Source organism: Corallincola spongiicola (assembly GCF_004284785.1).
Lineage (GTDB): Bacteria > Pseudomonadota > Gammaproteobacteria > Enterobacterales > Neiellaceae > Corallincola > Corallincola holothuriorum.
Genome location: NZ_SHLY01000002.1, coordinates 929,353 through 954,397, shown reverse-complemented (window position 1 = coordinate 954,397; position 25,045 = coordinate 929,353). Strand labels below are relative to the sequence as shown.

Sequence of the window (25,045 nt, the reverse complement as noted above, 5' to 3'; positions counted from 1 at the left end):
CGCTATTGCTACTGAATTGAATTAACTGAACTGCTGCTTAAATGCTTGGTAGTGGCGACTGATAGCCGCCCCATAAAACGCCTTCTGACCACTGCCGTTGTAGTAACCGGCAAAACGTTCAAAATCGAGTTGTTGCAAGCTTTGGAGCATTGCCGGAGAAAAGAAGGCGAACATGCCATCAATCTGTCGATCAACATCAATACAGAACTCTGCAAACATCTGCTGTACCGTGGCATAGCCAAGGGTTTGATAATGAAACCCCATGATCTGCGGCGCGCCCATACTGATCGAAAGTAACGCTGCGGTATCATCCAAATTGCGAGCAAAACTAAGCAGTTGCCACTCTTTTTCTTGATTACCGTGAAAGCTCTGCCAAGGATCTTGCCGCGATGCACGCCATTGATGGCCTTTCCACACTTTGTCTTTTGCGTAAACAAAATGGGCGTTAAATATATCCGGGTTAGAACGTCCCCAATATTTCCAAAACTTGTGGTTTTCAAACCGAATAATCATACGATCTTGATTGCTTGGCTCGAAGCCTTTGCCGCCGCTTTCTACACAGATCACGGCAACCACGGTGGCAACATCCAGTTGATGTTCGCTGGCCATTAACTTGAGCGCTGGCCCGAACTTCTGCCAAGCATTGACGACAGCCATCTGCTCTTTGGAATGGGATGCCACAGGCGCAGCGACGGGTTGCTGCATCTCTAGCTGCTGTTCGCTGAGGGGTTGTAGGTAGCGGCTGGCGACATATCCCCTTCCCTTAGAAAAAACAATCTCACTCCAGCCATCAAGTTGTCCGGTCACCGACACCAACTGCTGCGCAACGACTTGGCCAATTAACGTGCTGCCAGCGTCAGGTTGGCCACGTACGTTCAACACCGCCGTGATCACTTTTGCCTGAGTAGGCTCAGGGGAAAGATGCAGATCAACGTACTCTGCCAACACGTATCCAGTTGCCTGATTGAAACTCACTTCCAACCAATCGCCATGGGAGCCTTCAATCTCCAACACACTCGCTTTTACCAACGAACCAAAGATCGGCGCATGGCGATCAGGGCGGGAACGAACGTTAAGTCGGGAAGCATTGATAACGCCACTCTGTCTCGGTGACGTATCGGCGATACGAAGATATTCTGCGGAGACAAATCCGCTATGCTGCTGATAACGGATCTCATACCAACCATTTCTCTGAGCCAACACCGGCAACACGGCATTGCGATTAACCACGCCCAACTTGCGACCATCGGCAGCGGGACGATCACGCACGTTGAGTCTCTGTGTGTTAACTATACCTATCATTACCAACTCCCTTTGCGGGAGGAAGCAGTTTACGACTGCGACTACTGCTCTTCATCATTGAGCAGTACACTCAGGTGGATACGGCGTCACCTGTGCCGAAGCCATGCTTCCTGTTCCAAGGTGTTTCCTACGCCATCCACAACAGGCGTGATAAGTATCAGTCTAGTCTAAATTTTTGGCAGGCAAACAACCACCTACCGACAATTAGCGATTGTCAGATGATTTCGCGACTAGTTCCCACTGGGATAGTTTTCTTTGTCAATTACCTTCTTCTGACCATCGTTGTCGATTGCCACATAGGTAAAGTCCGCTTCCGTCACCTTGATATGGGCACAATCACCATCAGTTGCCCGTAAAATGGGCTCGATCCACACTTCAAGATTGAGCGTCAAAGAGGTATTGCCAATTTTCACGACTGAGCCATAGCAGCCAACAATATCTCCCACCTTAACCGGCTGAATAAACTTAATAGAATTTACCGCCACAGTGACGGTACGACAGCGAGCGATCTCTTTTGCCAAGATCCCACCGGCAATGTCCATTTGCGACATGATCCAACCACCAAATATATCGCCGTTGACATTGGTATCCGCAGGCATCGCCAATGTTCTTAAAATAAGGCTACCCTGAGGCACCGGACAAATTTCGCTCATATCACTCTCGCTCAAAAAAATATTGTAAAAAAAATCAACAGTCACGATAGGGCGCAAACCCAAGCCCTATGCACCAAGTAAGAACACTCTAAAAAGCGCATATTCATTTTGGCCACTTTAGCCCACCACAAAAGGGATAGAAACGGCTACGCTTGTTAGATCTCCATCTACATCAGCAGATATCATGCCGTTATTTCTAATACTCGATCAGGGAGGCCAGAGTGTTCGTGCGCTGGTTGTCGATCATCAGGGAAACGTGGTCACCAGAGCACAACATGCCATTGCCACTCATTATGGTAGCAAAGGTCATATCGAGCAGAATGCTGACGCCATTGCCCGTGATATTAAGCAGTGTGCACTGCGTGCAGTTCAGAAACTCAGCATCATTCAAAGACAACAACTAAGATCCGCCGGGTTAGTGACTCAACGCGCCAGCCTGCTAGCTGTTAATGCAAACAGCCAGCAAGTGTTAACCCCGGTAATGAGTTGGCAGGATATCCGAGGCGGCGGCAACCTGCGAAAAGTGGCGATGACCACGTCGGAGTTGCGCTCAATAACCGGTTTACGCCTCAGCCCCCATTACGGCGTGGCAAAAATGCGTTGGAGCCTGAAACATAACCACGCGGTAAACAAAGCAGCCGAGGCGGATGAGTTGATGTTCACCCCGATAGCCAGCTTTCTTATCCAGCAGCTAACCGGCGGTAAGCAGTACCAGACAGATGCTGTCAACGCCTCCCGCACATTACTGATGGATCATATTAATTGCCAATGGTCAGCAGAGTTACTGGAGAAGTTCGCCATTAAGCAGCAATGGCTACCGACCATCTGTGCCAATGATGAGTATTACGGAGAGATACAGCTGGGTAACCTTTCCCTGCCCCTCCACTACGTCAATGGTGATCAAGCAACAGTGTTATTCAGTCGTGGCAAACCATCACCCACCACTTTATCCATTAATGTAGGTACCGGCGCATTTATCTCTCGGGTCACCGATGGCGATGACACTGCACTGCTACGTAGCTTGGTGCACCATGGCAAAGAGCAGTTTCGCGTATTGGAGGGCACAGTCAACGGTGCCGCGACTGCGATCCAACAAGTGATTTCGGAGGTGACGACCAAACAAGGATCACAATCCGATCTCCTCGCCCAGGTTAATGGCCAGATCAACAACATTCCTCTGTTTCTTAATGGTATTGGTGGTCTTGGTGCTCCCTTTTGGCTACCCGGCTTTAACAGTGAATTTCAACACCCGGAGTCACTAGATGGCGTAACGCCAGTAGCGAAACTGACTGCGGTTATAGAAAGCGTAGCCTTTCTATTGCAGATCATTATCCAACGCCTGTCAGCGCATCCTCCCACCCCCACAAAAATAGAGATATGCGGTGGTCTGAGCCGTCTTGACTACCTTTGCCAAACACTGGCTAATATCAGTGGTATGGAGGTCTTTCGCGAGCAGGAAGTAGAGGGCTCGGCCTTAGGCTGCGCATGGTGGTTAGCGGGATCTCCCGCAGACTGGCGCAATGCAGAAGTAACCAGCCAATTTGTGCCGCAACATGCCCCTGCACTATCGCAAAGGTTTAGCGCTTGGCAGGAGGCGATGCGACAGCGTTTACCGGCGGATAAAGCGGCAATGATGGATAGTCAGCCACAGACTCTCTCGCCCCTAGACGCCTGCAGCTCCAGTTAAGTACGCGGGATGCCGTGTCGCGGTAGGTGGTTAGTTTACCGCCATACACGCTCAACAGATCCGGATGTTGGGGATCGGTGAACAGCAAGGTATCTCGTGGACGAGAAAAGGCGTCACTGTCGAGCTTAGGTAACACTCTAAGCCCGGCAAAACTTGCCACTGTTATTGCTTGGTTATTCGGAAAATAATGACGATAAAGCGTTTCCAAATAGCAGATCTCCTGAGCTGTCGGACGGATCTCCTCTGGTAACGTCTGAAAAACAGTTTCCGTGGTTCCCACCATGGTTTTTCCCTGCCACGGCATCACGAACACGACGCGGTGATCCGTTGGTGACTCCAGATAATAGACCTGCGATGGCGCGGGATGATCGAGGATAATATGGGCACCTTGCACCCACTCCACCGACACCTGTTTGCTGTTTGGCCTGACTAACGAGATCACTTCATTGACCCAGGGGCCAGCGCAGTTCACTACCGCAGCGCAGGTCAATGACTGTTGCTGCACAACCTTGTCTGCAGATAGCAGATCACAATCAATACGATAACCACCATCAACCTGCTGCAACGCCGTCAGTGTCGCAGGGCACAGCAACTCCGCACCACAACGTAAAGCACTTTCCATCACCGCCACGGTTAGTACTTGGTCATCAGTGCTGGCATCCCAATATTGCAAGGCATGACTCACACCATCGCAGTTCAAGCCATCTTTCGCCAGATCCGATATCGCCAGCTGTTGAAATCGGCCAAGGGGGTCGAACCCTGATAGCAACGCATACAGACCCAAGCCTAAACGCAGGGTGCCTGCCTGACGTTGAGAATGGGGGTAAACAGGAATAACAAAAGGCGTCGGCTTGACCAATTCAGGAGCCAGATGTAACAGCGTTGCTCTGGCCTTTAGTGCTTTCCTCACTAATCCGAACTGCCCGGACTCTAAATACCTAAGCCCACCGTGGATCAATTTGCTGGAGCGGGAAGAGGTTTGGGTGCCAACACCGCTCTTTTCAACCACCAAAGTTTTGTAGCCAGCGGCAGCAAGCGCCTCCGCCACACCGACACCATTGATCCCCGCACCGATAGCCACAACGTCATAATCGGTTGCCATGGCGGTGCCTACTTTGCCATCAACTTAGCGGGAAAAAAGCTTTCAATCATGGTGATCCCTCTCCTCGCCAAATCATCCCGCAACGCTTCACTGCCGACCTCATAGATAACCCACTGTGGATGCTGCGTGGTAAAGCACTCCTTCTCAGGAACCCGTTCAATATTGCAAAAGATATATTCTGGAGCGATCTGCTCAATGGTACGGTCCTTTAACCACTCCCAATCCCCTAGCACCACCCCCAAACGCTGACCATGATGGGCGCGAGCGTAGCGTAAGAACGGCAGAGAAAAGCTGATCAGCACGCTTTGTAATAGGATAGGCCGCAATGTCTCCATCAAGGTGTCAAACAGCTGGGCATAACTGAAGCGCTCCAGTGCAGCCCTTTTCACTTCGACAAACAACGTGACATCGGGATGATTCACCAGCTGAGTCACCACCTCGGACAGCAAGGTTAATGACGCACGGATAGCGGGTAGTCTTTCATGCTCTTCTATCTGCCATTGCTGCAGTGTCGCTATCGGGTAATCAGCGATGGCACCCGGCATGGGGTTGCGCAACAACCGCTTGCAGTCACGATCATGGAACAGCACAGGGACACCGTCACTAGAGAGCTGCACATCGATCTCAAGTAAGCGGCAACCAGAATTAAGCGCTGCTTGAATACTGGCTAATGAGTTTTCCGGCGCGGCAGTACAATCTCCGCGATGGGCAATCACTTGGATAGCAGCCTCCCTCAATGCACTAGGCCTTAAATCAGTACTTGTTTAAAGAACTTCATCAGGTTCAGGTCAAACTGCTGAGGCCGCACCGATGTTTCAATCTCCTCCGAGCAATGCTTATCAGCAAGGTCAATCAGTTTGGGTTCGGTATGGTGATGCTGGCGGGTGCTGTAAAACACCATCACTTTGGGTTGTAGCGGATTAGAAAAATTACCCTGCATCACGATCGCTAACTTGCCACTCTTGAGTTTCACCAAGGTGCCCACCGGATAGATACCGACGCACCGAATAAACTGATTCAAGAGGTCCTGGTCAAACTCTCCCGGCGTACCATTTTTCATGATACTAAACGCCGTCATACTGGTGACTGAATCCTTGTAGGGGCGATCCGACGTCAAGGCATGGTAACAATCAATGATCGCCGCCATCCGCCCATAGATATTGATCTCCTCACCGGCCAGGCCATGGGGATACCCTGAGCCATCCATACGCTCATGGTGGAGTTTGATCACATCGAGCGTCTCACTGGAGATATGCGGTATCGACGACGCGATCTCCCAACTGATATCAACGTGATCTTTCACTAACTCAAACTCTTTTCCCGTCAGTTCGCCGGGCTTATCAATCAACTCCCTGGGGATATGGATCTTGCCGACGTCGTGGAATAGCATCCCCACCGCCAGGTTTTGTATGGTGTCGCGATTAAAATCCATATGGCGTGCGAACAGGGTCATCAGAGTCGAACAGTTAATCGCATGCTGATACAGATATTCATCTTTGTCTTTCATCTGCACCATAAAGCACAAGGCATTTTGGTTGCGGAACACCGAATCTATGAGCTGATCAGCTAAATCTGATGCCTGATCTAAATCGACAGGTTTACCTTCACTGATTTCGGTAAAAAGCCGCTTCTGATAATCTCGCGCTTTCTCATATAGCTTTAACGCCCGTCCCGCCTCTTCATCAAACGAAACATTGTCATACTCAACGGCCTGCGCTGTATCATCCACGGGCTCGTCGGCGGTCTGACTCGCTATTTCACTACGAGTCATATCGACCATTAAGCTGGTAACACCGGCGCGTTTCAGGTTCTCGACAGCAGAAGGGATCCGAACCAGGCCCTGTGTCTTGACCGTCACGCCGCCCTTCTGCGCCAACACATTGACCACAAACATGCCTAGTTCAAGCTCATCGATATCGATGCGCTTCAAAGAGTTATCACCCATTTTAGATCCTTAACTGATGCAGCCTTAGGTAAGCGTAGTTGGTATCGCTAAGAAGTATCTGCGGCGGAGATCAATTATTACTGAAACGGGCGCTGAAAAGTGCCGACGCAAAACACCAGCAATCACCTCTGCAAAAAATCTAAACGCCCAGCACTTTACTGGCAACCACTACGCCAGCTGGCCAAAGCAGAACAGCGATAATCGCCTTTACCCATGAGGGTTTTGCAGGGGGCGTACCATAACTGTTCTTATCCCGTTCTCCTGGCCAGATGAATAGCGCAAAGTTGGGTCCCGGTAAGCAGTAGAAAAAGGCCAACACTATCGGCCAGCCCAGATCTTTCACCCGAGCCATGGTATAGAACCAGCTCAATACGACAGCCACCAACAGTATGATTAGATGTAGCGGTGATGGATCAGCAACACTCATGGTTGCGGAAGATGTAGGATATTGAGAAGTAGCGTTAGGCAGGATCTTCGCCAGCAATATCGGAGCCGCTATCCAGGCAAGAAATGAGTTCAAGATATAGCTGATACGCCCCGCTCTTGGAGTCACCAGCGCAGTTTCCCGGCTTGTTTTTATTTTTTTAGCCACCTTTCCCCCCAGAGATGCTTTGGGCGGCGCAAACAATCTGGCTTCGCAAGTCTCACAGTAACGGCTGGTTTCAATGATGCGTAACTTGTTGGCGGGGAAATTACCGGCACAGGAGGAGCACTTCATATATCTGTCTATGGCATGGTCAACGTCAAGTAATCGAAACACCATAACCGTTTTGGCTAAAAAATCGAATCTGTAATCGTTCGCTTTAAAGTAATAGTTCTAAAAGGCCCTAGCTAAAAACAAAAAAGCCGACACAAAGGTGTCGGCAAAGAATGGCAGTTCAAGAAGTATGAGTTATAAAATCGGCTAAACGATATGGGGCAGCGACTCTTCCTGCGTCTTGTTAACAGGCAGATTCCAAGCGGCAATCAACTGCATAATTGCAGCTATCAGTAATCCAAACGCTTCTCTGGTTTCTTCAATATAGGGGTAGCTAAAGCTCATGCCATTGGTCATCCCCATACCATCACTGTTGAAAAGATACTCGATGATACTGGGTGAGTACCAGGCACAGACGATAAGCGACAGCATCGCCCCAAGCCAGAGAGGCAGCTCTTTACCATAGCCCAACGCCACAGCAACAAAGTTAGCCGAAATAGCCGCATAACCAATAAACCAGATAACACCATCTGGATCATTTAGCTGCACTACCGCAAATAACAAGAATACCAACGCACAACCTGCAGCAAACCAACGCATCTTCCATTACTCCTTTTTGCATTCCGACTACTTGTCGACTTCAGGTCAGTATTCACTCGCGATTAAAAACGGGCGACCAGCAGGCCGCCCAAACCTCACATGCCGCTTACTCTATGCAAGGAAACCAGGAATACCGCCATTACTATTGCCATAATTCGACCAACCTAACCCCATCCCTTTTGCCAAGTCGAGGAACAGGTTAGAACTACCGCGGTTACCGGCATCGACAACCACACCTTGGTTTATCGCACCATTACCACCACCCACAACATATACACCGGGGTTTTCCTGCTGGTGGTTACCGCCGCCCATCTCTGACATCATCAGGATCATCGTGGTATCCAACAACGTACCGCCACCGGTAGGATCTTGTCGTGCAGCCAGTTCATCACACAGGTACTTAACCATCATGTTGTACCAACGAGTCTGAGCATCAAACAGATTGTTCTCGTTATGTGAACTTACATGGCTCTTCGTTTCGTTGTAGGTCAGCTTTGGTGGGAAAGCGAAGTCACCCATGTAGGGGTGAATACTTTCAAAGTTAACCTTCAAAGACTCATCTTGAGCCGACATAAACTGGAAGGTAGCAACGCGGGTCAAGTCGTACTCCATGGCATAAGCGATATTTCGCATCTGTGCCTGGGCGACTAACTCCGCCTCATCATTGATACCTGTCATACCGACTGAGGGGCGATTTAAGCCACTCAGGTCGAGGTTACTGTTCAATACCCGTTGTAAGTAGTCCAGCGACTCTTCGTGAGTTTGCAACTTAGCGGTCTGCTTGGCATTCAGCGAGTATGTCTGCATCACATCTAAGTTCTCATGCAGAGTTTCTAACACCCGCTTACGGCTTTCAGTGGCGGGATCAGTCTCGCCGCCACTGCCGCCCCCAAGGGAGGCAAAGTACTTGTCGTAGATAGACTGAGGATCATCATTTGGAATGATTTTATTTCCATTCTTATCAGTAAACGGATGATATTCCTTGTCCGTTTTCTGCGATGACCACAGGCCCATGTGCAGATTGTTGTTCAGCGTACCGGCATTGAGTGCTTCACCAATGGCCACATCAATGGTCGGCGAATACTCATGCCCGCCCGAAAACACACCGCGACACGCCTCAGGGTGGCCCGAGCTACCGCCATGCCCAATGAAGGACAAGTTCTTAAATGCCACCATGCGATCAGCATAAGGGGCAAGAGGCAGTAATGGACTATTAGCAAGACTAGCCTCATTTAACTGGTCACCATAGCTGTGCCAGCTATCTCGCTTACAGCCGTTGGGGTAAAACACCACAATTAAGCGCTTGGCACTGTTTCCAGCTGCATGTGCTTTGCCTGCCACCAAGAACTGACTGGCAAAGGGTACCGCCATTCCAGCCATAGCTAAGCCACGAAGGAACTCACGACGCTGCATTTTATTCTTTAATACGTTCATCTTTGTCGCCTCCGTTACTTACGCAGTATGTAGTTTTGAGTTTGGGTCATATCAACCATCAACTCGAGAATAGAGCGCTCACTGTCAGCCTGTTTGAACTGGTCGCCAAACACCTGCAAGGTACAGCTATCATCTCGTTCTTCTCGCTGCCCCCGTGTTGCTCTATACCACTGCCGCGCAAAACACGCTTTACCATGTCGACTATCAGCAATCAGGCCTGATAGCTCAGTCATACTGCTGAAATTGTAGATAGGGTCTGATGCGGTCAGGAAAGTTTCGGCGGATGCCAAACTACCAATGTAGCCACTCGCATCGACAGGCTTAACCGTACCATCTGCAGTCGTTTCGGTCGTTCTGAACAAGCCACGATTATCATAGCTTTCCAAACCAAAACCGATGCCATCTATGTACTGGTGACACGCCGCACAAGGCTCCTGAATGTGGGTTTCGAAGCGTTCGCGTACCGTCTTCGATGGATCCGTTACAGGTTTAAGCTCTGCGCCCACAGGTGGTGGCGGGAAGTCCTGACACATTAAGTTGCGACGAACAAACAGACCACGTTTGACCGGGTGAGTCGCCTCACCGTTAGCAGATGCGGCCAGCGTAAAGGCATGCCCCAAGATACCTGCCCTATCTGAGTTATCACCGGTATAGGTCACTTTCTGCCAACCATTGCCGCCAGGCCAAGAGAGGCCATAATGCGCGGCCAGTTCTTGGTTCATATAACTGTAATCAGCCGTCATCAGCTCGTTATAAGAGCCGCCGCTAAATACAATTTCACGAACAAAGTGATGAGTCTCTTCACGCATCGACTCCTTCAGAGATTCACTAACCTGACCGTCGATCTCACGGTTTGTGCCTAACCAGCCTTCAATAAAGCGATCAAAAGCCAACTTCGCTTTATCATCAGCCAGTAAACGCTCCACCTGAACCTGGATCTGACTTGAACTGCTTAGCTGACCGGCATCGGCAGCACTCATCAATGTTGCGTCAGGTGTCGTTGCCCAGAAGGTATAACTCAGTAATCCGGCAACTTCATAATCAGTCAACTCGAAGAAACCTTCGCGGTCACCCGAAGTAATCTCTTCACCCACCTCAGAGCGATACAGCATCAGTGGTGACGAGAAGATACCTGTCAACAGTCCTTTATCGCCTTCTGCTGAGTGCAGAGATTTCAATTGAGCAAACTCAGTTGCAGTCAAAGGACGACGGAAAGCACGTTTACCGAAACTATTGATAATACAGTCAGTTTCACCACTACATTCTGGTGCCAAGTCATTCAAGCTAGTCACCATATCAGCAGCCAATTCGGCAGCATCTAGGTAGCCCGATACATGCTCGTTAGTAAACACAGCATTGGCGTCAGTTTTGAAACCATTGACGGCAATATCTTGCGGCACTGAGTCCGTCACATTGATGTCGTTAGTCAAACCTAACAGGTCACGAATTGAGTTGTTGTACTCATAAGCGGTGAGCAGACGGAATCCGCGATCAGGTGGCACCATGTCATTCAGACTATCGGCATCACAAAGTTCATCAGGCACCTTATATGCTTCTTCAAACACCATGGCGGCCACTTCTGTTGCACAGTCGCCGACACAGGCACCAACATTCCCTTTCGGCATGCTCACTTCGATATAATCAGCCAGGTCTTCCAGTGTCATACGGCTAGCGATATTGATTAGATTTGGATAACCACCGCCTTCAGAGCCGTGGCAACTTGCGCACATCGCTTGATATTGCTCCCGACCTGCTTTGTGAGTGTCTTCGATGCTCTCAAATACAGCCAACAACGTAAGAGAGACCGTATCTTCGATGACTAACTTGGTTGCCGCACTGTTTGGATCGAGCAGCAATGCAATGCCAGTACCTTCCCAGCCAGAGAAACGCTGCCCTGGGCCTGCGTCGATTGCCACAATATCAGCCACGGTGCCGGGAACGAACAGCTTACTGGTCAGATTGACCGTGCTACCCGGCAGACTGATACGGCCATTTTGCACCTGCACTTGTGTACCGGCAGGTGCACCATCAACTTCAGGTGCTTGTGCTAACCAAGCATTGTCGGCAAACCACACGTTGGTTGAACCGCGGGTCAGCACCAAGTTGTCAGTCTGACACTCTGCACTGCCACAGTTGAAGATCAGGTTGACGTTATTGCTGCCGCCGAAGAACTCCTCTTTAATCAGCTGACGCTTCCACAAGCCGCCGTACTCTGGCGCCGCTTCCATACTGGTGCCAGGCCAATCGCCCAAGCCTTTGGTTTCGCCACCTTGCGGGCCGTACCAGGTATACATGCTGGCTTCAGCCCAATCCCCTGGCTGCTGGAAGTAGACATAAAAGCCTTCGCCCTGATTTACCACATCAACCGACGTTTCATCGCCCTCAAGGGTGGTGATGGTCAAGGTCGTAGTACCGGCAACACTGCCGCCAGTCACTAAACCAGATGCATCCACAGTGGCAATGTTAGTATCAGCAATGCTCCAGGTGACGTCATAGGTGATACCGTCACGGCTATCCGCTGTTTCGCCAACAGCAACCAGCTGCTGCGTACCACCGGCGAGCAACGTAACAGCACCCGGCACTATGGTTAACGCGTCGTATATACCACTGCTACCGGACTTGGTTGATACGCTACTAAATACCGCTGGCGAGCTGCCTTCGGCATTATTCGCCACAAGTTGATAATAGTAAGCGGTGTCAGCTATCAAGCCTGAATCAACATGGCTAATGGTATCGCTTTCCAGCTCAACCAGTAGCTCCCAAGTATCGTTTGGCTGCAGACGACGATAGAGCAGATAGTTGCTTTCATCATCGGCATTATCATTCCAGGTCAGGCTGATTGCCGACGTGGAAAGCGCCAGTGCAGAGAAGTGAGTCGGTTTAGCTGGGCCGTTACCGACCACCAAGGTGATGCTGTCCGAAGCGCCACCAACAGTCGCCATCAAGGTCACTTCACCTTGAGCTAAGGTAGTCAATTGCAGGCTAGCAGCAGAAAATCCACTCACATCAAGAATCGATGGATCACTGGAGTTCCAGATAACTGAGTCCGTTACCGGTGCGGTAAAGCCATTGTCGAACAGGTCGGATACCGACAGACTGACCGTCGCCCCGAGCTCTGGCGTCAATGAAGAGACATTGAGCTGCAAGCCGGTCACAATCGCATTCTGTGCTGATATCCATTGATCAAACAGGCTCAATGCCAGCGGATTGGTATATTTCGAGCCTTTCGGCATACGGTTGCCATCCGTGGTCTGGAATACATACACCACACTGTTTTCCGGGTGGAATGGATCAACCCGGAATAGATCACCACTGGTGGCCACACCAACGATATTTTTGGCACCGATCGGCGTCTCATATCGCAAGTCCATAAAGCCTTCGCTTTGGTGGCAATGGGCACAGTTTGTATCCATGTAGGTGTAAGCGCGTTCGTTTACATCTTCACTGGTATCAGCAGGATCGACATAAGCAGGATACGACGCAGGCCCAGAGATATTCTGATCAAACATACCGATGAAATTAAGTGTACGTAACTGGTTATCGAGCATGTTTGGATACTGCATATCGCCATTTAGCTGGCGGGTAAACATCGCCAACGGCTCTTTGCTTCCGTTACCCACATGACAGCTGGCACATTCGTTACCCGTACGGATCACACGCTCGCGACTCACCAACGCGCCATCTACCCACTCTGTCACATTGATAGTTTCAAACTCAGCCACCAGATCAGCATCAGTATAGGAGTCATTCCACTTGTAGTTCGCCGCTTCCCAGCCGGCTTCTTGCTTAAACAGCACCGCGGTATTCAATGGGCGAGTGTTGCCATCAGCATCAATGGTCACTTCAATCTGCTTAACCAAAACCGTACCCACCGGGAATGTCCAGTTACCATCATCGGAGAAGCCGATAACCTGGTCGTTTGGTATCGCCATATAGTGACGAACAATCGAGCCATCGAACCAAGCATCTGAGTTCAGTTCATAAGCGACGACGCCAGAGACAGGGATACGCTGCGCCAGGTCACTAAAGATACCTGTCTGGGACAGCTTAGCTGGCACCACGGCTTGCTCAATGTTTTGATCAACCGCTTTATAGATGCGCGAGCTACCATCACCAAATTCAACGCCGTAAGTGGTAATGAATAGGTCTGAGCCATCAAGGCCAGTACCAAACGAGGCGATGTTCTCAGGGAAGGCATCAGACAACACAACTTTCTCTTCACCTTCAGCGATCGACCAGATCAACTTCGAGTTGTAGTCACCAAAGATAAAGCGACCATTCAGTCCTGGGAGGTTACTGCCACGGTAGACAAAACCACCGATAATCGAAGAGCTGCCGGTGTGATAGAAACCGCCAACCGGTGGCACAAAATCACTATTACAGTCGAGATTAGATGTACCGTCGCCACCAAGCGCACCGCGGTTAATCACACCTTCACAGATCGGCCAGCCATAGTTTTGACCCGGCTGAATAATGTTGACCTCTTCATAACCCTGTTGACCCACTTCAGTTTCCCATAGGGTATATGGCGCAACAGTATCAAACGCCCAGCGCCATGGATTACGGTGACCATAGCTCCAGATCTCATCCAGCACGTTGGGATCACCCACAAATGGGTTATCTCCAGGTACACGGTAGTATTTACCCGCCTCTGGGATATCCAATACTTCGATACGGATGATAGAGCCGCGCAGATTATCCGTTTCCTGTGGACTGTTATTAGTACGCGGATCTTCTGGGAATGACTGTGTGGCACTGTGGCCATACGCGCCATCACCAATACTCAGGTATAAGTAACCTTCAGTTGGATGGAACTGCAGCATGCCACCTTTATGGTCAGGGCCGAACTGCGGCACACGCAATACTTCAGCTTTTGATCCAGCAATAGCCGCCGTCGGATTAGCTGGATTGTCCATGGTCCAACGCTCTAAAATCGCGTCACCATAAACACCACCATCACTAGAATCATCATTCAGACCATAGTTGTAATAAACATAGAAATAGCCGTTGTTAGCAAAGTCGGGATCAAATGCTAAACCAAGCAATCCCTGCTCATGGTTGTCACGCACAACACCACGTATGTCGAGTACGGTTTTCACCTCCAGCTGTGTCACATCTTCCCTATTAGGAAAGGCATAAACACGGCCAGGCTTATCGACGACATAAAGTAGATCGTTGAAGCCGTCATGCAGCACCAACACGGCGGCACCGAATAAGCCCTCTAGATTAGGAAAAGCATTTTCAAAACCGTAGTTTCCGTTTGACACCTGACCTGAGGTCGGGAAGTTCAACGGCGCCGCTAACAAAGGACGGGAAGCCAAACCATAACCACTGTCCACAACTGAAATAGTAAAGCTATCAGTCGCTGTCTTACCGTCTGTCGCCGTGACGGTAAGGGTGACCGAGAGATCACCTTCATTCGTCAAAGCAGGGGTCGTCACCTGCGCACCATTCAAAGTACCCCAGGCAGAAGACGTCCAGGCGTAGCTGGCAATGTCACCGACGGAACCATCAGCGGAAAGTGTCACCGTGCCATTGATATTGACAGTGCGATCTCCGCCCCCGTTTGCTGACAATGGCGAGGGCACCCCACACGCCTCTTCCGTCATCCACTCACCCTGCTTGTAGCAGTTATTGGCGCCAGTAAATACTTGGTCGGTGGTTTGATTGTTGCCTGCGTCACTAAAGATGACGTTACTGCTAACCGCTGCGGCTGAGATATCCAAGAAATACAGGTTATCGCCAAACTCGGTTAACGCTTTACCTGGCCAACCATCACTGACAACTGAACCAGCTGGTGTTTCATTCCAGGTATATGCCGTCGGAGTTGCCCAGCCATCTGCGTTATAAAAGTAGATGGCACGCCCTTCGGGATAGTTGTAATCCTTAGGTTGACCAAATTCACACTGCTCCATGGTTACCCAGGCACCATCTTGATAACAGGGCGCTTCATGGGTGAAGGTTTGGTCCAATGTTTGATTAGCGCCGCTATTACTAAACACCACACCGACAGACTCGACATGGGTACCAAAGTCATGGCTGTACCAATCGCCACCTTCACTGGCCAGGGTAACACCAGGCCAAGCCGTATCAGCGACCGATGCTACAGGTACCGCATCGAAAAGATGTGCCGTTGGCGTATTGAAGCCTAAACTGTTCTTAAAATAGAGAGTTGAGTTGTCATTCATAGGCACAGTAATCACGGTCACGGTAACCTGTGCGGTCGCCGTTAGCCCGTCATTATCTGTCACCGTCAAGGTCACCACATAGGTACCTGCGGTATCGTAGATCCGGCTGGTTGTTTCGCCAGTTAAAGTGTTACTCCACGCCCAAGAGACAATGTCGCCATCACTATCATAAGACGCTGAACCATCAAAATTGGCCGTATCGCCAGCGTAAATAGTGATATCCGCGCCGGCGTCTGCGATAGGCGCAATTTTCGGCACAACAATTTTGAAGTTACACGCCTCTAATGTGCTCCAGGCACCATTTTGATAGCAGCCCTGGCCGGTAGAGTTAAGTTCTGCTCCTTGATTAGCTCCGCTATCACTAAAAATCAAATTAACGCTGGAGAGCTCGACAGCGAAATCGTGACAGTAGTAGTCACCCAGCGCCACCATGGTTGCACCCGGCCAATCACTCGCGGCAAGAGAACCCGCAGGAGCTGCCGCCCAGTAATGGACAGTTGGCGTATTAAAACCAGCCTCATTGTCATAACAGATGCTATTCGCTGCGATATCGATAGGATCGGGATCGATAATGACCGTTTGCTTAGTTGCAGAGATCGCCTGCGTCGCATCATTGAAAGTCACTAAGTAATCACCAGCACCTTCGGTGATCAGGAAGTCTTCAGCAGGGTACGCCTCTGTCCAATCTGCAAAACGGGTGATCTTAAAACGTGGGTTATCGGCAGCAAAAGTGGCGTTAACTTCCCACAGTCCGGTCTCACTATTTTGCGCCAGCGCCGTTGTAGCCCAGCCATTGCTGGTGCCACGAAGGTAAGCATTGTCCCAGTTAAAGCCACCACAATCGGTACAAATACCTGTTGAGCTTGCGCCAACATGGATCGCCGACGCAGTAAAGGCTGCCACAGTGAAACTCGCATTCCCTGCCGCATCAACAGTGATCTCGGTACCGTCACACTGCCCTGTATCCTTATCGAAATCACTATTCACTACATCACAATAAGTGCCAGCAGCCATGCCAGTAGCAAAGCTCTGGTTGATAACGCCTGCTTCACGGTTTATTACCACAAAGCCTTTGCCGCTGCGGCCAAAAGCGATCTGATTTCCGCCATTGTCCCACCAGTTACTCACAGCAGAGCCAGCAGTAAAGTTACGGAACGACACCATATTTGCGATCGGACGCCAGCGGTGTTCACACTTCCACTGATCCGCAAAACAGTTGAGGTTGTTGCCGTCATGTACCGGAACTCCCGGCGGTCCCATGTCGGTTTGCACCTTGTCATTAATGTCACCGAACTGGTAACTGGACATCACTTTTGGATAGCCGTAAGGCCAGGCCAACATGTAGACGTTAGCGAGATCGTAAAGCGCGCCATCTTTAAAAGTCAGTACATTGGCACCGCCCGCCCCATGGCCACGCTGATTATCGTGGTTATCGGTAAAGACCACGGCTTTATCGTCGGCCATAAAGCCCCAAGGGCTACCAAAATTGGCTAACCAACTGAGTTGGCCATTCTTAAAGGTATCGCCGATTTTCGCTGAATACTGGAACTCAGTGACATCAGCAAAGCCGGTGTATTCATCGCGGCTGATTTTCTCACCACCGAGATCGATCACTTCCTGGAAGATATAGGCCGGCGCGCTCAGCTTTGCTTGGATCGCCTCAACATCAGCGGGCTCCATATGCTTCGCGGCATCAATACGAAAGCCGGTCACACCCAAGCTGATCATCTCGTTCATGTAACCAGCAATAGTATTCCGAACATCTTCCCGTTCAGTGGCTAAATCAGGCAGGCCAGGAATAGAGCAATTACGTACCCGCCATGCGCTGGTACCGTAATCCTCTGGGGTGATATCACAATTGTTTTGGTGCATCTGCGCTGCACCATAATCAGGATAAGTATTAGGCGAGCTGAAGCTACTGCCAGCGGTGCCTGTACCACCGCCGCCGGCCATATGGTTAACCACCGCATCAACGTATATTTCGACACCAACCGCACTACAACGGTTTATCATGTCGATAAATTCAGCCCGTGTACCACTACGACTGTTGTCTATCTTGTAGCTTACAGGCTGATAACGAGTCCACCAGGCATCGCCCTGTACATGCTCATTCGGTGGAGAAACTTGAACCGCCGAAAATCCTTTCGGTCCCAATTCCTCTTCACATTCAATAGCAATATCCTTCCATTGCCACTCGAAAAGATGCACGAAAGCGGTTCGCGGCTCAGCTGCTGCTTGAGCAGAGATGCTCAAGACGCTTGCGCCTACGACGCCAATCAGGCTTTGCCTTATGGTTTTTGGTAACACGGCTGCCTCCTAGCCAAGGTAGCTCAGCCAGGAAGCGGTCCCCATTGGCTAGAGCTTTGTAAGGTACAGGATGTAAAGACGACGGCTTATGTTATCGATATCTTTTTGTGCCGTTTTGTCTTCGCTATTGCACTGTGACGGATCACCACCAGTACAATTTCCACTCTATTACCGCACAAGAAAGGGGCAATCATGTAGGGTTTTTAACGGCCAATTGCATAGTTTGTGAGCGTTTTCACAAATCTGTTACCGTTATCATTGTAATTTTAACATTCGCTGATGTTCGGCTTGTATTTAAAATCAACTGGTTAGCGAAAGATAACATTTTGACAATGGAAAAAACCTAGAAAAAACAGGTTTGCTTTTACCCAAACTCAGACTACCGTCAATTTAATGACGCTCTATTTATGTCACTCTGTCACTCCCTTTGCCGAATAAATGAACAATTTTTCTGCAGGACGCGGTAATAAACGATTAGAACAAACGCCGAGGCCCCGATGTCCCAAATTCATAGCACCAAAAACAAACAAGTCGCTCCATTGAGTTTCGCTGCAGTGACTGAAACTGTGCACACCCGCATTCAAGTAAGCTTTAGTTATCCGGTCAGTTTTACCCGCGACGCACTGAATTTGCGCAATATGACGCTGGCTAACCTTTTCCCGCGCACCCTGCCCTCCTCACCCAAAATAATGCCTGTCATCGACAGTGAAGTACTGCATCATCATGCCGATTTGCCTCACAAACTGCAGGCATATGCAGAACGCCATGGCTTTAACCTGCTTCCCCATGAAGTGGTCAGAGGCGGTGAAATTTGTAAACAAGAGCCGGAGGCGATGTTAGAGGCGCTTTATCGCCGCATCGCCGACGAGCAGGTTGATCGCCACAGTTATCTGCTGGTGATTGGTGGTGGGGCTGTACTTGATGCCGTAGGTTATGCCGCAGCAACCGCACACCGAGGCATTCGCTTAATCCGCATGCCGACAACTACCTTGGCACAAAATGATGCTGGCATTGGGGTCAAAAATGCAATTAACCACCAACAACGCAAAAACTACCTCGGCACATTTGCGCCTCCGTTTGCGGTGATCAATGACTTCGATTTTCTCGATACCCAATCAGAACGGGACAAGCGTGCCGGGATTGCCGAAGCAGTTAAGGTCGCACTCCTCAAGGACAGCGATTTTTTTAACTACCTTTTGGCCCATCGAACATCTTTAACAGACTTCCATCATGAAGCTGCACTTACCATGATTAAGCGTTGTGCATCATTACATCTAGCGCATATTGCCGGTAGTGGTGATCCATTTGAGATGGGGTCAGCGCGGCCGCTGGACTTTGGCCATTGGTCGGCTCACAAGCTGGAGGCACTGTCTGGACACCGACTACGCCATGGTGAAGCGGTGGCCATTGGTATTGCACTGGATTCCCTCTACGCCTGGCAAACTGGGCGCCTATCAAAACAGCAATGCGCCGATATCCTTATCTGTTTAGAGGGTGCCGGATTTCAGCTCAGCTGCGATGAACTGGAAGCGATGAATATGCAGGATGCACTGAACGAGTTCAGAGAGCACCTCGGAGGCAACCTATGTATTACCCTACTTTCCGGGATCGGTGCAGCCAGTGAAGTATCAGATATTGATGCCCAACTAATGCAACGCTGTGCCCAATGGTTAATACAAGGACACTTGCCCCATATAAAGCTCAAACTGGATGCCACATATGGCCAATAGAACGCTCACTAAGGCAATACTGCAACTGATCCGCCTGCCTAACGGTTTCAGCGCCATTGGCAACATTGTGGCGGCTTTTTTTATTGCCACACAGGGTCATGGTGATATTGCCGAACTACTCACCTTAATCGCCATCAGCCTCTGTTTCTTCCATGGCGGCATGGTGCTCAACGACTGCTTTGATCTCAACGAAGATCGACGAGAGCGACCTGAGCGCCCCCTACCATCTGGTCAGCTCTCGGTTAAGTGGGCGTTTGTTGGCGGCGCGGGTTTGTTGTTAACTGGCTTGGCATTGAGCCTCTCTTTGGGTATGCAGAGCTTTTATATCGCGCTAGCATTGGCGATCAACGTAGTCGCCTATGACGCTATTCGTCATCAAGGATTCGTTGCCGCGGGCTTGATGGGAAGTTGCCGTTACCTGAACTGGTTACTGGGACTATCGATCATTGAACTTAATGCGCTCTGGGCGCTGCTACCTCTGCCCGTATTTGCCTATATCTTTGGCTTGACCCTACTGAGCCAGCAAGAAACCTGCGCCACTAACCCTAAACGTCTGCTTACCGTTGCAGCAGTGATGACGGTAGTGATGCTACTACTGGTGACGTTATGGTTTGGCCAAACGCCTCACGGTTACCTGTTTCTGGCGATGACGCTCTCCGGCTGGATCATACTGATGCTGCGCTTGAAGCAGCTCTATAATGATTTTACCCCTGGTGCAGTAAAAGGCATGGTCATCATGTTGTTGATGGGGATTATCCCATTCGATGCACTACTTTTGTTAGCTGCAGGACTGCCCCTCGCCGCATTGGCACTCCTGTTACTGATGGTGCCGGGAAAGCTGATCGCCAAACAACTTTATATGACGTGAGCCCAAAATGAGTAGTCGCTCTGCCCCCCAACTAGTCGAAGTTATCCGTCAACAGCTTGGACTGCAGCTGTCGCCTCCCCGCTGGCAATGGTTCACAAAGGCTATCGATACCATGACCGAGAGTGACTCTCCGCTCACGACATGGGAGCAAGCTTCTACCTCGGCGATCCACCATATAGGCAAAGCGCCATTTAGCGCAAAGTTGGCTTTGCCAACGACAACCGTGCTATCAGCGCCGAAAAAACCACAAGCCTGGACCCCACAGCATTGGCATTGCACCGATGCCGTGCGCATCTTGCTGTGCCACGCCGCCCAGCAAGCTGCAGGCTGTGAAGAAGATAAGCAGGGTGACACGCTGCTCGCTGGCTATAAACGGGGAGATGAGAACGAACGTGCTGCCCTCATTAAAGGCTTGCAACTGTTAGATCCCAAGGGAAAAAATGCTGCGCTCGCCATCGAAGCATGCCGCATCAATAGCCTAAACTTATTTACCGCTATCGCCCTGTTTAATCCCTACCCAGCGATCTTTTTTAGCCAGGACGCGTTTAATCAGTTAGTGATTAAATCTCTTTTTCAAGGACTTAACATCTCATTTATTTACGGGCTGGAAGCAAGGCGCAATCATAATCTATCGATCATGGCGCTACGTTATGTTGAAGAGCGGTTAGATGCTAACAGGCCGGTACCTGATTCCATCTGGTTGGCGATAGATTGTCTGAATATGACAGAGCGCTGCCAGCGCCTGTTCGATAGCATCATTGGCGATGACACTCATCATGCACTAATGACAGCAAAACAAGCACTGCAACAGTCACAATGTGAACAGCAGTGCAGAGACGAGACGTTTGAAGCATCTCACTGATATCACTCTCTAGATCCGATATAACAACTATATCGTTCAAAGATTATTCGCCATAAGGCAAGCAAAGGTTCGCTTGATGAATTATTTCGACCCCCATATCCATATGGTTTCCCGCACCACCGATGATTATCAGAATATGGCCGACGCTGGAATTATTGGCGTAATTGAACCGGCTTTTTGGCAAGGACAACCGCGAACCTCGGTCGGCAGTTTCGTCGACTATTACGACATGCTGGTCGGCTGGGAACGTTTTCGAGCCAGTCAATTTGGCATTCTTCATTACTGCACTATGGGACTAAATCCGAAAGAGAGTAATGATATTGCACTCGCTGAAGAGGTGATGAAGTTACTGCCCCGCTACTTGGCAAAAGAGGGCGTGGTAGGTGTCGGCGAAATTGGCTTTGACGATATCACCCCCAATGAAGAACGCTTTATGGCAGAACAGATACAACTGGCAAAACAGCTATCACTGCCGGTTCTGGTACACACACCACATCGCGACAAACTCACTGGCACAGAGCGCACCATCGCCATGATCAAAGAGATCGGTATTGACGAAAATATGGTGTTAATCGACCACTTGAATGAACAAACCCTACCACTGGTGCTGGAAACAGAGTGCTGGCGTGGCCACTCCATCTATCCCAACACCAAGATGTCTGAACCCCGCATGGTGAAACTGCTGCAACAATATGGCACCGAGAAGATGGTGATCAATAGTGCTGCAGATTGGGGCGTCAGTGATCCACTAAAAGTCCCGAAAACTGCGCAAGCGATGCGGGATGCCGGTTTCAGTGAGCAGGATATCAGCTTAGTTACCTTTGAAAATCCGATTAACTTCTTCGCCCAGAGCGGCCGCATCAGTGTCGAAGAGGTTAGTCGCCCCGCCATCGACCAAACCCAGCTGTGGTTGGATAACTCCGCCTTACGCGGTCAGGAGCCGGTGGTTGAAACGGATACGACAAAGGTCGATCAAGATTAATGGCTGAGCGTTGGCGCAAACAACAGATCGGCTATTGCAGTAACGTCCATCCAGGTGAGAGCTTGGCTGAAGTACTCCGCAACATCACTGACTTTATCTCCCCGGTACGAGAGCAACGGGGGCTGACAGAGATGGAAGCGGGCTTGTGGCTAAGCGAACGTGCCGCCAGCGAGTTGCTGTCGGCACCAGCGCATCTCAAGCAGTGGCAGCTGCAACTGGAGAAGCACGCGATCCAAGTGCGCAGCTTAAATGGTTTTCCTGCCGGAAATTTTCACCAGGCTCGTGTCAAAGAGCTTGCCTACCTGCCCGATTGGAGTGATCCAGCGCGCCTTGAGTACAGCCTGAAATTGGCAGAGATATTAGTGGCCAGCCTCCCCGATAACGAAAGTTACGGCACCATATCCACTCTCCCTTTGGGATATGAGCAAGACTGGACAGAGAAGAAACAGCAGCAAGCAGCAGAACAGCTAATCCAATTGGCCACCGCCCTGGCCACGCTGGAACAGGAATCTGGCAAACAGATCCGCTTCTGTATAGAGATGGAACCAGGGTGCGCCCTTGAATACACCAGTCAGCTGATCGCTTTCTACGACACTACGCTCCGGCAAACAGCAGCACAAAACCAGATCCCTTTCGCATTGGTTAAACGCCATCTCGGCTGTTGCTACGATATCTGCCACCAAGCAGTGATGCATGAAGATATCTATGCGTCGTTGGATGCGATCCACCGCATTGGCATCACTATCGGCAAGCTCCAAGTATCGAGTGCGTTAGTCGCCAATCAACCTGCACGGGCAGACACCAGAAATGATCTCCAGGCATTTGCCGAACCCAAGTATATGCATCAAGTCGCTACCCAAGTTGAGCAAGGCTGCAGGCGTATCGATGATTTGGCAGCCCTGTTAGATGGCAGCGTCGCATTGCCCTCATCTAACCCATGGCGGATCCACTTCCACGTGCCGCTGCAGGCCACAGAGCTGATTAGCCAGCGGCTCACCACCACCGCTGATCAGATCTCTCACGTTTGCCGGTTTTTAGAGCAACATCAGGATTGTCGCCCCCACATCGAAGTGGAAACCTATACTTGGCAACTTCTACCAGAAGACCAACGCCCAAATTCAAACGATGCTCTCATTACAGGGATCTGCGGTGAACTGTCGTGGCTTGAACAGCAACTGAGCCAATGGCAGCTGCTTAGCAACTAACTCCCCAACCCAATACAGCTCTGGAACCGAATATGTCGCAACAGAAGTCACTGACTATCATCAATATCGTCGGGCTCACGCAATCTTTACTGGGAAAACATACCCCGCAACTCAACAAACTGATCGCCGACGGATTTTGCTGTCCACTGGGTGAAGTCTTCCCAGCGGTCACCACCACAGCACAGGCCAGCATGTTAACCGGGAGGCAGCCCAATCAACATGGCATTGTTGGCAACGGCTGGTATATGCGTGACCTGGCCGAAGTCGCGTTTTGGAAACAGTGCAACCAATTGGTACAGGGAGACAAAGTCTGGGATACGCTGAAAGCCAATAACAGCGCAGCCACAATCAGCCAGCTGTTTTGGTGGTACAACATGTACGCTAAAGTCGACTACAGTATTACCCCTCGACCACACTACCCTGCCGATGGTAGAAAAATCCCAGATCTTTATTCATCACCTGCAGGCCTGCATGAATCACTGGAACAACAGCTGGGTAAATTCCCGTTCTTTAATTTCTGGGGCCCGAAGTCCGATATTCGCTCCAGCGCATGGATCGCCAATGCAGCCAAGCTTGAGTTCGATATGCATCGGCCGACGCTACAAACCGTTTACCTACCTCACCTCGACTACAACATGCAAAAGCTTGGGCCGAAACACCCGGAAATATGGCGAGATATCGAAGCGATTGACCAAGTTGCTGGCGATCTGATCGATCATATTAAAGCCGGTGGCGGAGAGGTAATGGTGGTCTCTGAATATGGCATAGAACAGGTATCAAAACCGGTTCACCTGAATCGTATATTGCGTCAGCAGGGATACCTTAAAATCCGTCCTTCAATGGGCTGGGAACTGCTCGATGCTGGCGCCTCAGATGCCTTTGCCGTCGCGGATCATCAAATAGCGCACATCTACGTCAGTCAACCAAAAGATGTCGCACACATACAGAAGGTATTGATGACCATCCCCGGCGTTGCACAGGTACTTAATAGGGAGCAGCAACAAGCATTGCACATCGATCATGAGCGCTCCGGAGAGTTAATCGCTATCGCGGAGCCCGATGCCTGGTTTACCTACTACTATTGGTTAGACGATACGCTTGCCCCCGATTTTGCCCGCACCGTCGATATACACCGCAAACCAGGCTACGACCCGGTAGAGCTGTTCGTCGATCCCAAACTGCGCCTGCCAATCGCCAAGATCGCTTGGCGCGTACTGCAAAAAAAGCTCGGTTTCCGCATGTTAATGGATGTGATCCCGCTCGATGCAAGCTTGGTCAAAGGCAGCCATGGCCGTTTGGCGTCAACCCCAGAGTCAGGCGCACTGCTGATTGCGCCAAAACAGATGGCTGCTGACAGTTACGGAATGACAGATATTCGCCAACTGATTCAGCAGTACCTATATTAGAAGCCAACGTAAACATTAGTGAACACCGTTGAATGTCACATTATTGAACAGTCCAGCGGTGTTCGCCTTGCGGATAT

General features: G+C 50.3%; 16 protein-coding genes. 7 read left to right on the top strand and 9 right to left on the bottom strand.

Annotated features, from left to right (window positions below; translation table 11 throughout):
- Nucleotides 1-21 precede the first annotated feature (21 nt).
- Both EXY25_RS09860 and yciA read right to left on the bottom strand, forming a co-directional pair.
- The gene (locus EXY25_RS09860; protein ID WP_130566605.1) at nt 22-1,302 is read right to left on the bottom strand and encodes an N-acetylmuramidase domain-containing protein; all 1,281 of its coding nucleotides are present in this window, start codon (nt 1,300-1,302) and stop codon (nt 22-24) included.
- Between the two features lie 230 nt (nt 1,303-1,532).
- Nucleotides 1,533-1,955 (bottom strand): acyl-CoA thioester hydrolase YciA, encoded by a 423-nt coding sequence (gene yciA / locus EXY25_RS09855; protein ID WP_114338842.1) that lies wholly within the window; start codon nt 1,953-1,955, stop codon nt 1,533-1,535.
- Nucleotides 1,956-2,139: 184 nt separating this feature from the next.
- Between yciA and EXY25_RS09850 the strand changes: the two genes are divergently transcribed.
- Nucleotides 2,140-3,642: an FGGY family carbohydrate kinase gene (locus EXY25_RS09850; protein ID WP_130566604.1), complete on the top strand. Its 1,503-nt coding sequence runs from the start codon at nt 2,140-2,142 to the stop codon at nt 3,640-3,642.
- Here EXY25_RS09850 and EXY25_RS09845 read toward each other — a convergent pair.
- The 7 genes from EXY25_RS09845 to EXY25_RS09815 form a co-directional block, all read right to left on the bottom strand.
- Nucleotides 3,533-4,744: a glycerol-3-phosphate dehydrogenase/oxidase gene (locus tag EXY25_RS09845; protein ID WP_130566603.1), complete on the bottom strand. Its 1,212-nt coding sequence runs from the start codon at nt 4,742-4,744 to the stop codon at nt 3,533-3,535. The genes EXY25_RS09850 and EXY25_RS09845 overlap by 110 nt on opposite strands.
- 8 nt (nt 4,745-4,752) lie before the next feature.
- A complete protein-coding gene (locus EXY25_RS09840) occupies nt 4,753-5,460 on the bottom strand; it encodes a glycerophosphodiester phosphodiesterase family protein (RefSeq protein WP_165419320.1) in 708 nt (235 codons plus the stop codon).
- 32 nt (nt 5,461-5,492) lie between these two features.
- Nucleotides 5,493-6,689: a cyclic di-GMP phosphodiesterase gene (locus EXY25_RS09835; RefSeq protein WP_130566601.1), complete on the bottom strand. Its 1,197-nt coding sequence runs from the start codon at nt 6,687-6,689 to the stop codon at nt 5,493-5,495.
- Between the two features lie 139 nt (nt 6,690-6,828).
- Complete coding sequence (locus EXY25_RS09830) at nt 6,829-7,407, bottom strand: DUF805 domain-containing protein (protein WP_165419319.1); 579 nt, start codon at nt 7,405-7,407, stop codon at nt 6,829-6,831.
- A 186-nt stretch (nt 7,408-7,593) separates the two neighbouring features.
- On the bottom strand, nt 7,594-7,986 hold the full coding sequence (locus EXY25_RS09825) for a transmembrane 220 family protein (protein WP_130566599.1): 393 nt from the start codon (nt 7,984-7,986) through the stop codon (nt 7,594-7,596).
- Nucleotides 7,987-8,097: 111 nt separating this feature from the next.
- Nucleotides 8,098-9,420 (bottom strand): DUF1552 domain-containing protein, encoded by a 1,323-nt coding sequence (locus EXY25_RS09820; RefSeq protein ID WP_130566598.1) that lies wholly within the window; start codon nt 9,418-9,420, stop codon nt 8,098-8,100.
- Nucleotides 9,421-9,434: 14 nt separating this feature from the next.
- On the bottom strand, nt 9,435-17,915 hold the full coding sequence (locus tag EXY25_RS09815) for a starch-binding protein (RefSeq protein ID WP_130566597.1): 8,481 nt from the start codon (nt 17,913-17,915) through the stop codon (nt 9,435-9,437).
- Between the two features lie 497 nt (nt 17,916-18,412).
- Here EXY25_RS09815 and EXY25_RS09810 point away from each other — a divergent pair, with 497 nt between their 5' ends.
- The 6 genes from EXY25_RS09810 to EXY25_RS09785 all read left to right on the top strand — a co-directional run bounded on the left by EXY25_RS09810 (nt 18,413) and on the right by EXY25_RS09785 (nt 24,968).
- Nucleotides 18,413-19,645, top strand: coding sequence for a 3-dehydroquinate synthase (locus EXY25_RS09810; RefSeq protein WP_130566596.1), 1,233 nt, complete (start codon nt 18,413-18,415; stop codon nt 19,643-19,645).
- Nucleotides 19,635-20,513 carry a UbiA family prenyltransferase gene (locus EXY25_RS09805; RefSeq protein WP_165419318.1) on the top strand — a complete coding sequence of 293 codons (879 nt, stop codon included), beginning with the start codon at nt 19,635-19,637 and terminating at the stop codon, nt 20,511-20,513. The genes EXY25_RS09810 and EXY25_RS09805 overlap by 11 nt, the downstream gene beginning before the upstream one ends.
- 7 nt (nt 20,514-20,520) lie before the next feature.
- Nucleotides 20,521-21,375, top strand: a complete 855-nt coding sequence (locus tag EXY25_RS09800) for an EboA domain-containing protein (protein ID WP_130566594.1) — start codon at nt 20,521-20,523, stop codon at nt 21,373-21,375.
- Between the two features lie 76 nt (nt 21,376-21,451).
- A complete protein-coding gene (locus EXY25_RS09795; protein ID WP_205695319.1) occupies nt 21,452-22,357 on the top strand; it encodes a TatD family hydrolase in 906 nt (301 codons plus the stop codon).
- Nucleotides 22,357-23,562, top strand: a complete 1,206-nt coding sequence (gene eboE / locus EXY25_RS09790; RefSeq protein WP_130566592.1) for a metabolite traffic protein EboE — start codon at nt 22,357-22,359, stop codon at nt 23,560-23,562. Before EXY25_RS09795 ends, eboE begins: the two co-directional genes overlap by 1 nt.
- Nucleotides 23,563-23,594: 32 nt before the next feature.
- A complete protein-coding gene (locus EXY25_RS09785) occupies nt 23,595-24,968 on the top strand; it encodes an alkaline phosphatase family protein (RefSeq protein WP_130566591.1) in 1,374 nt (457 codons plus the stop codon).
- The last annotated feature ends 77 nt before the right edge of the window (nt 24,969-25,045 follow it).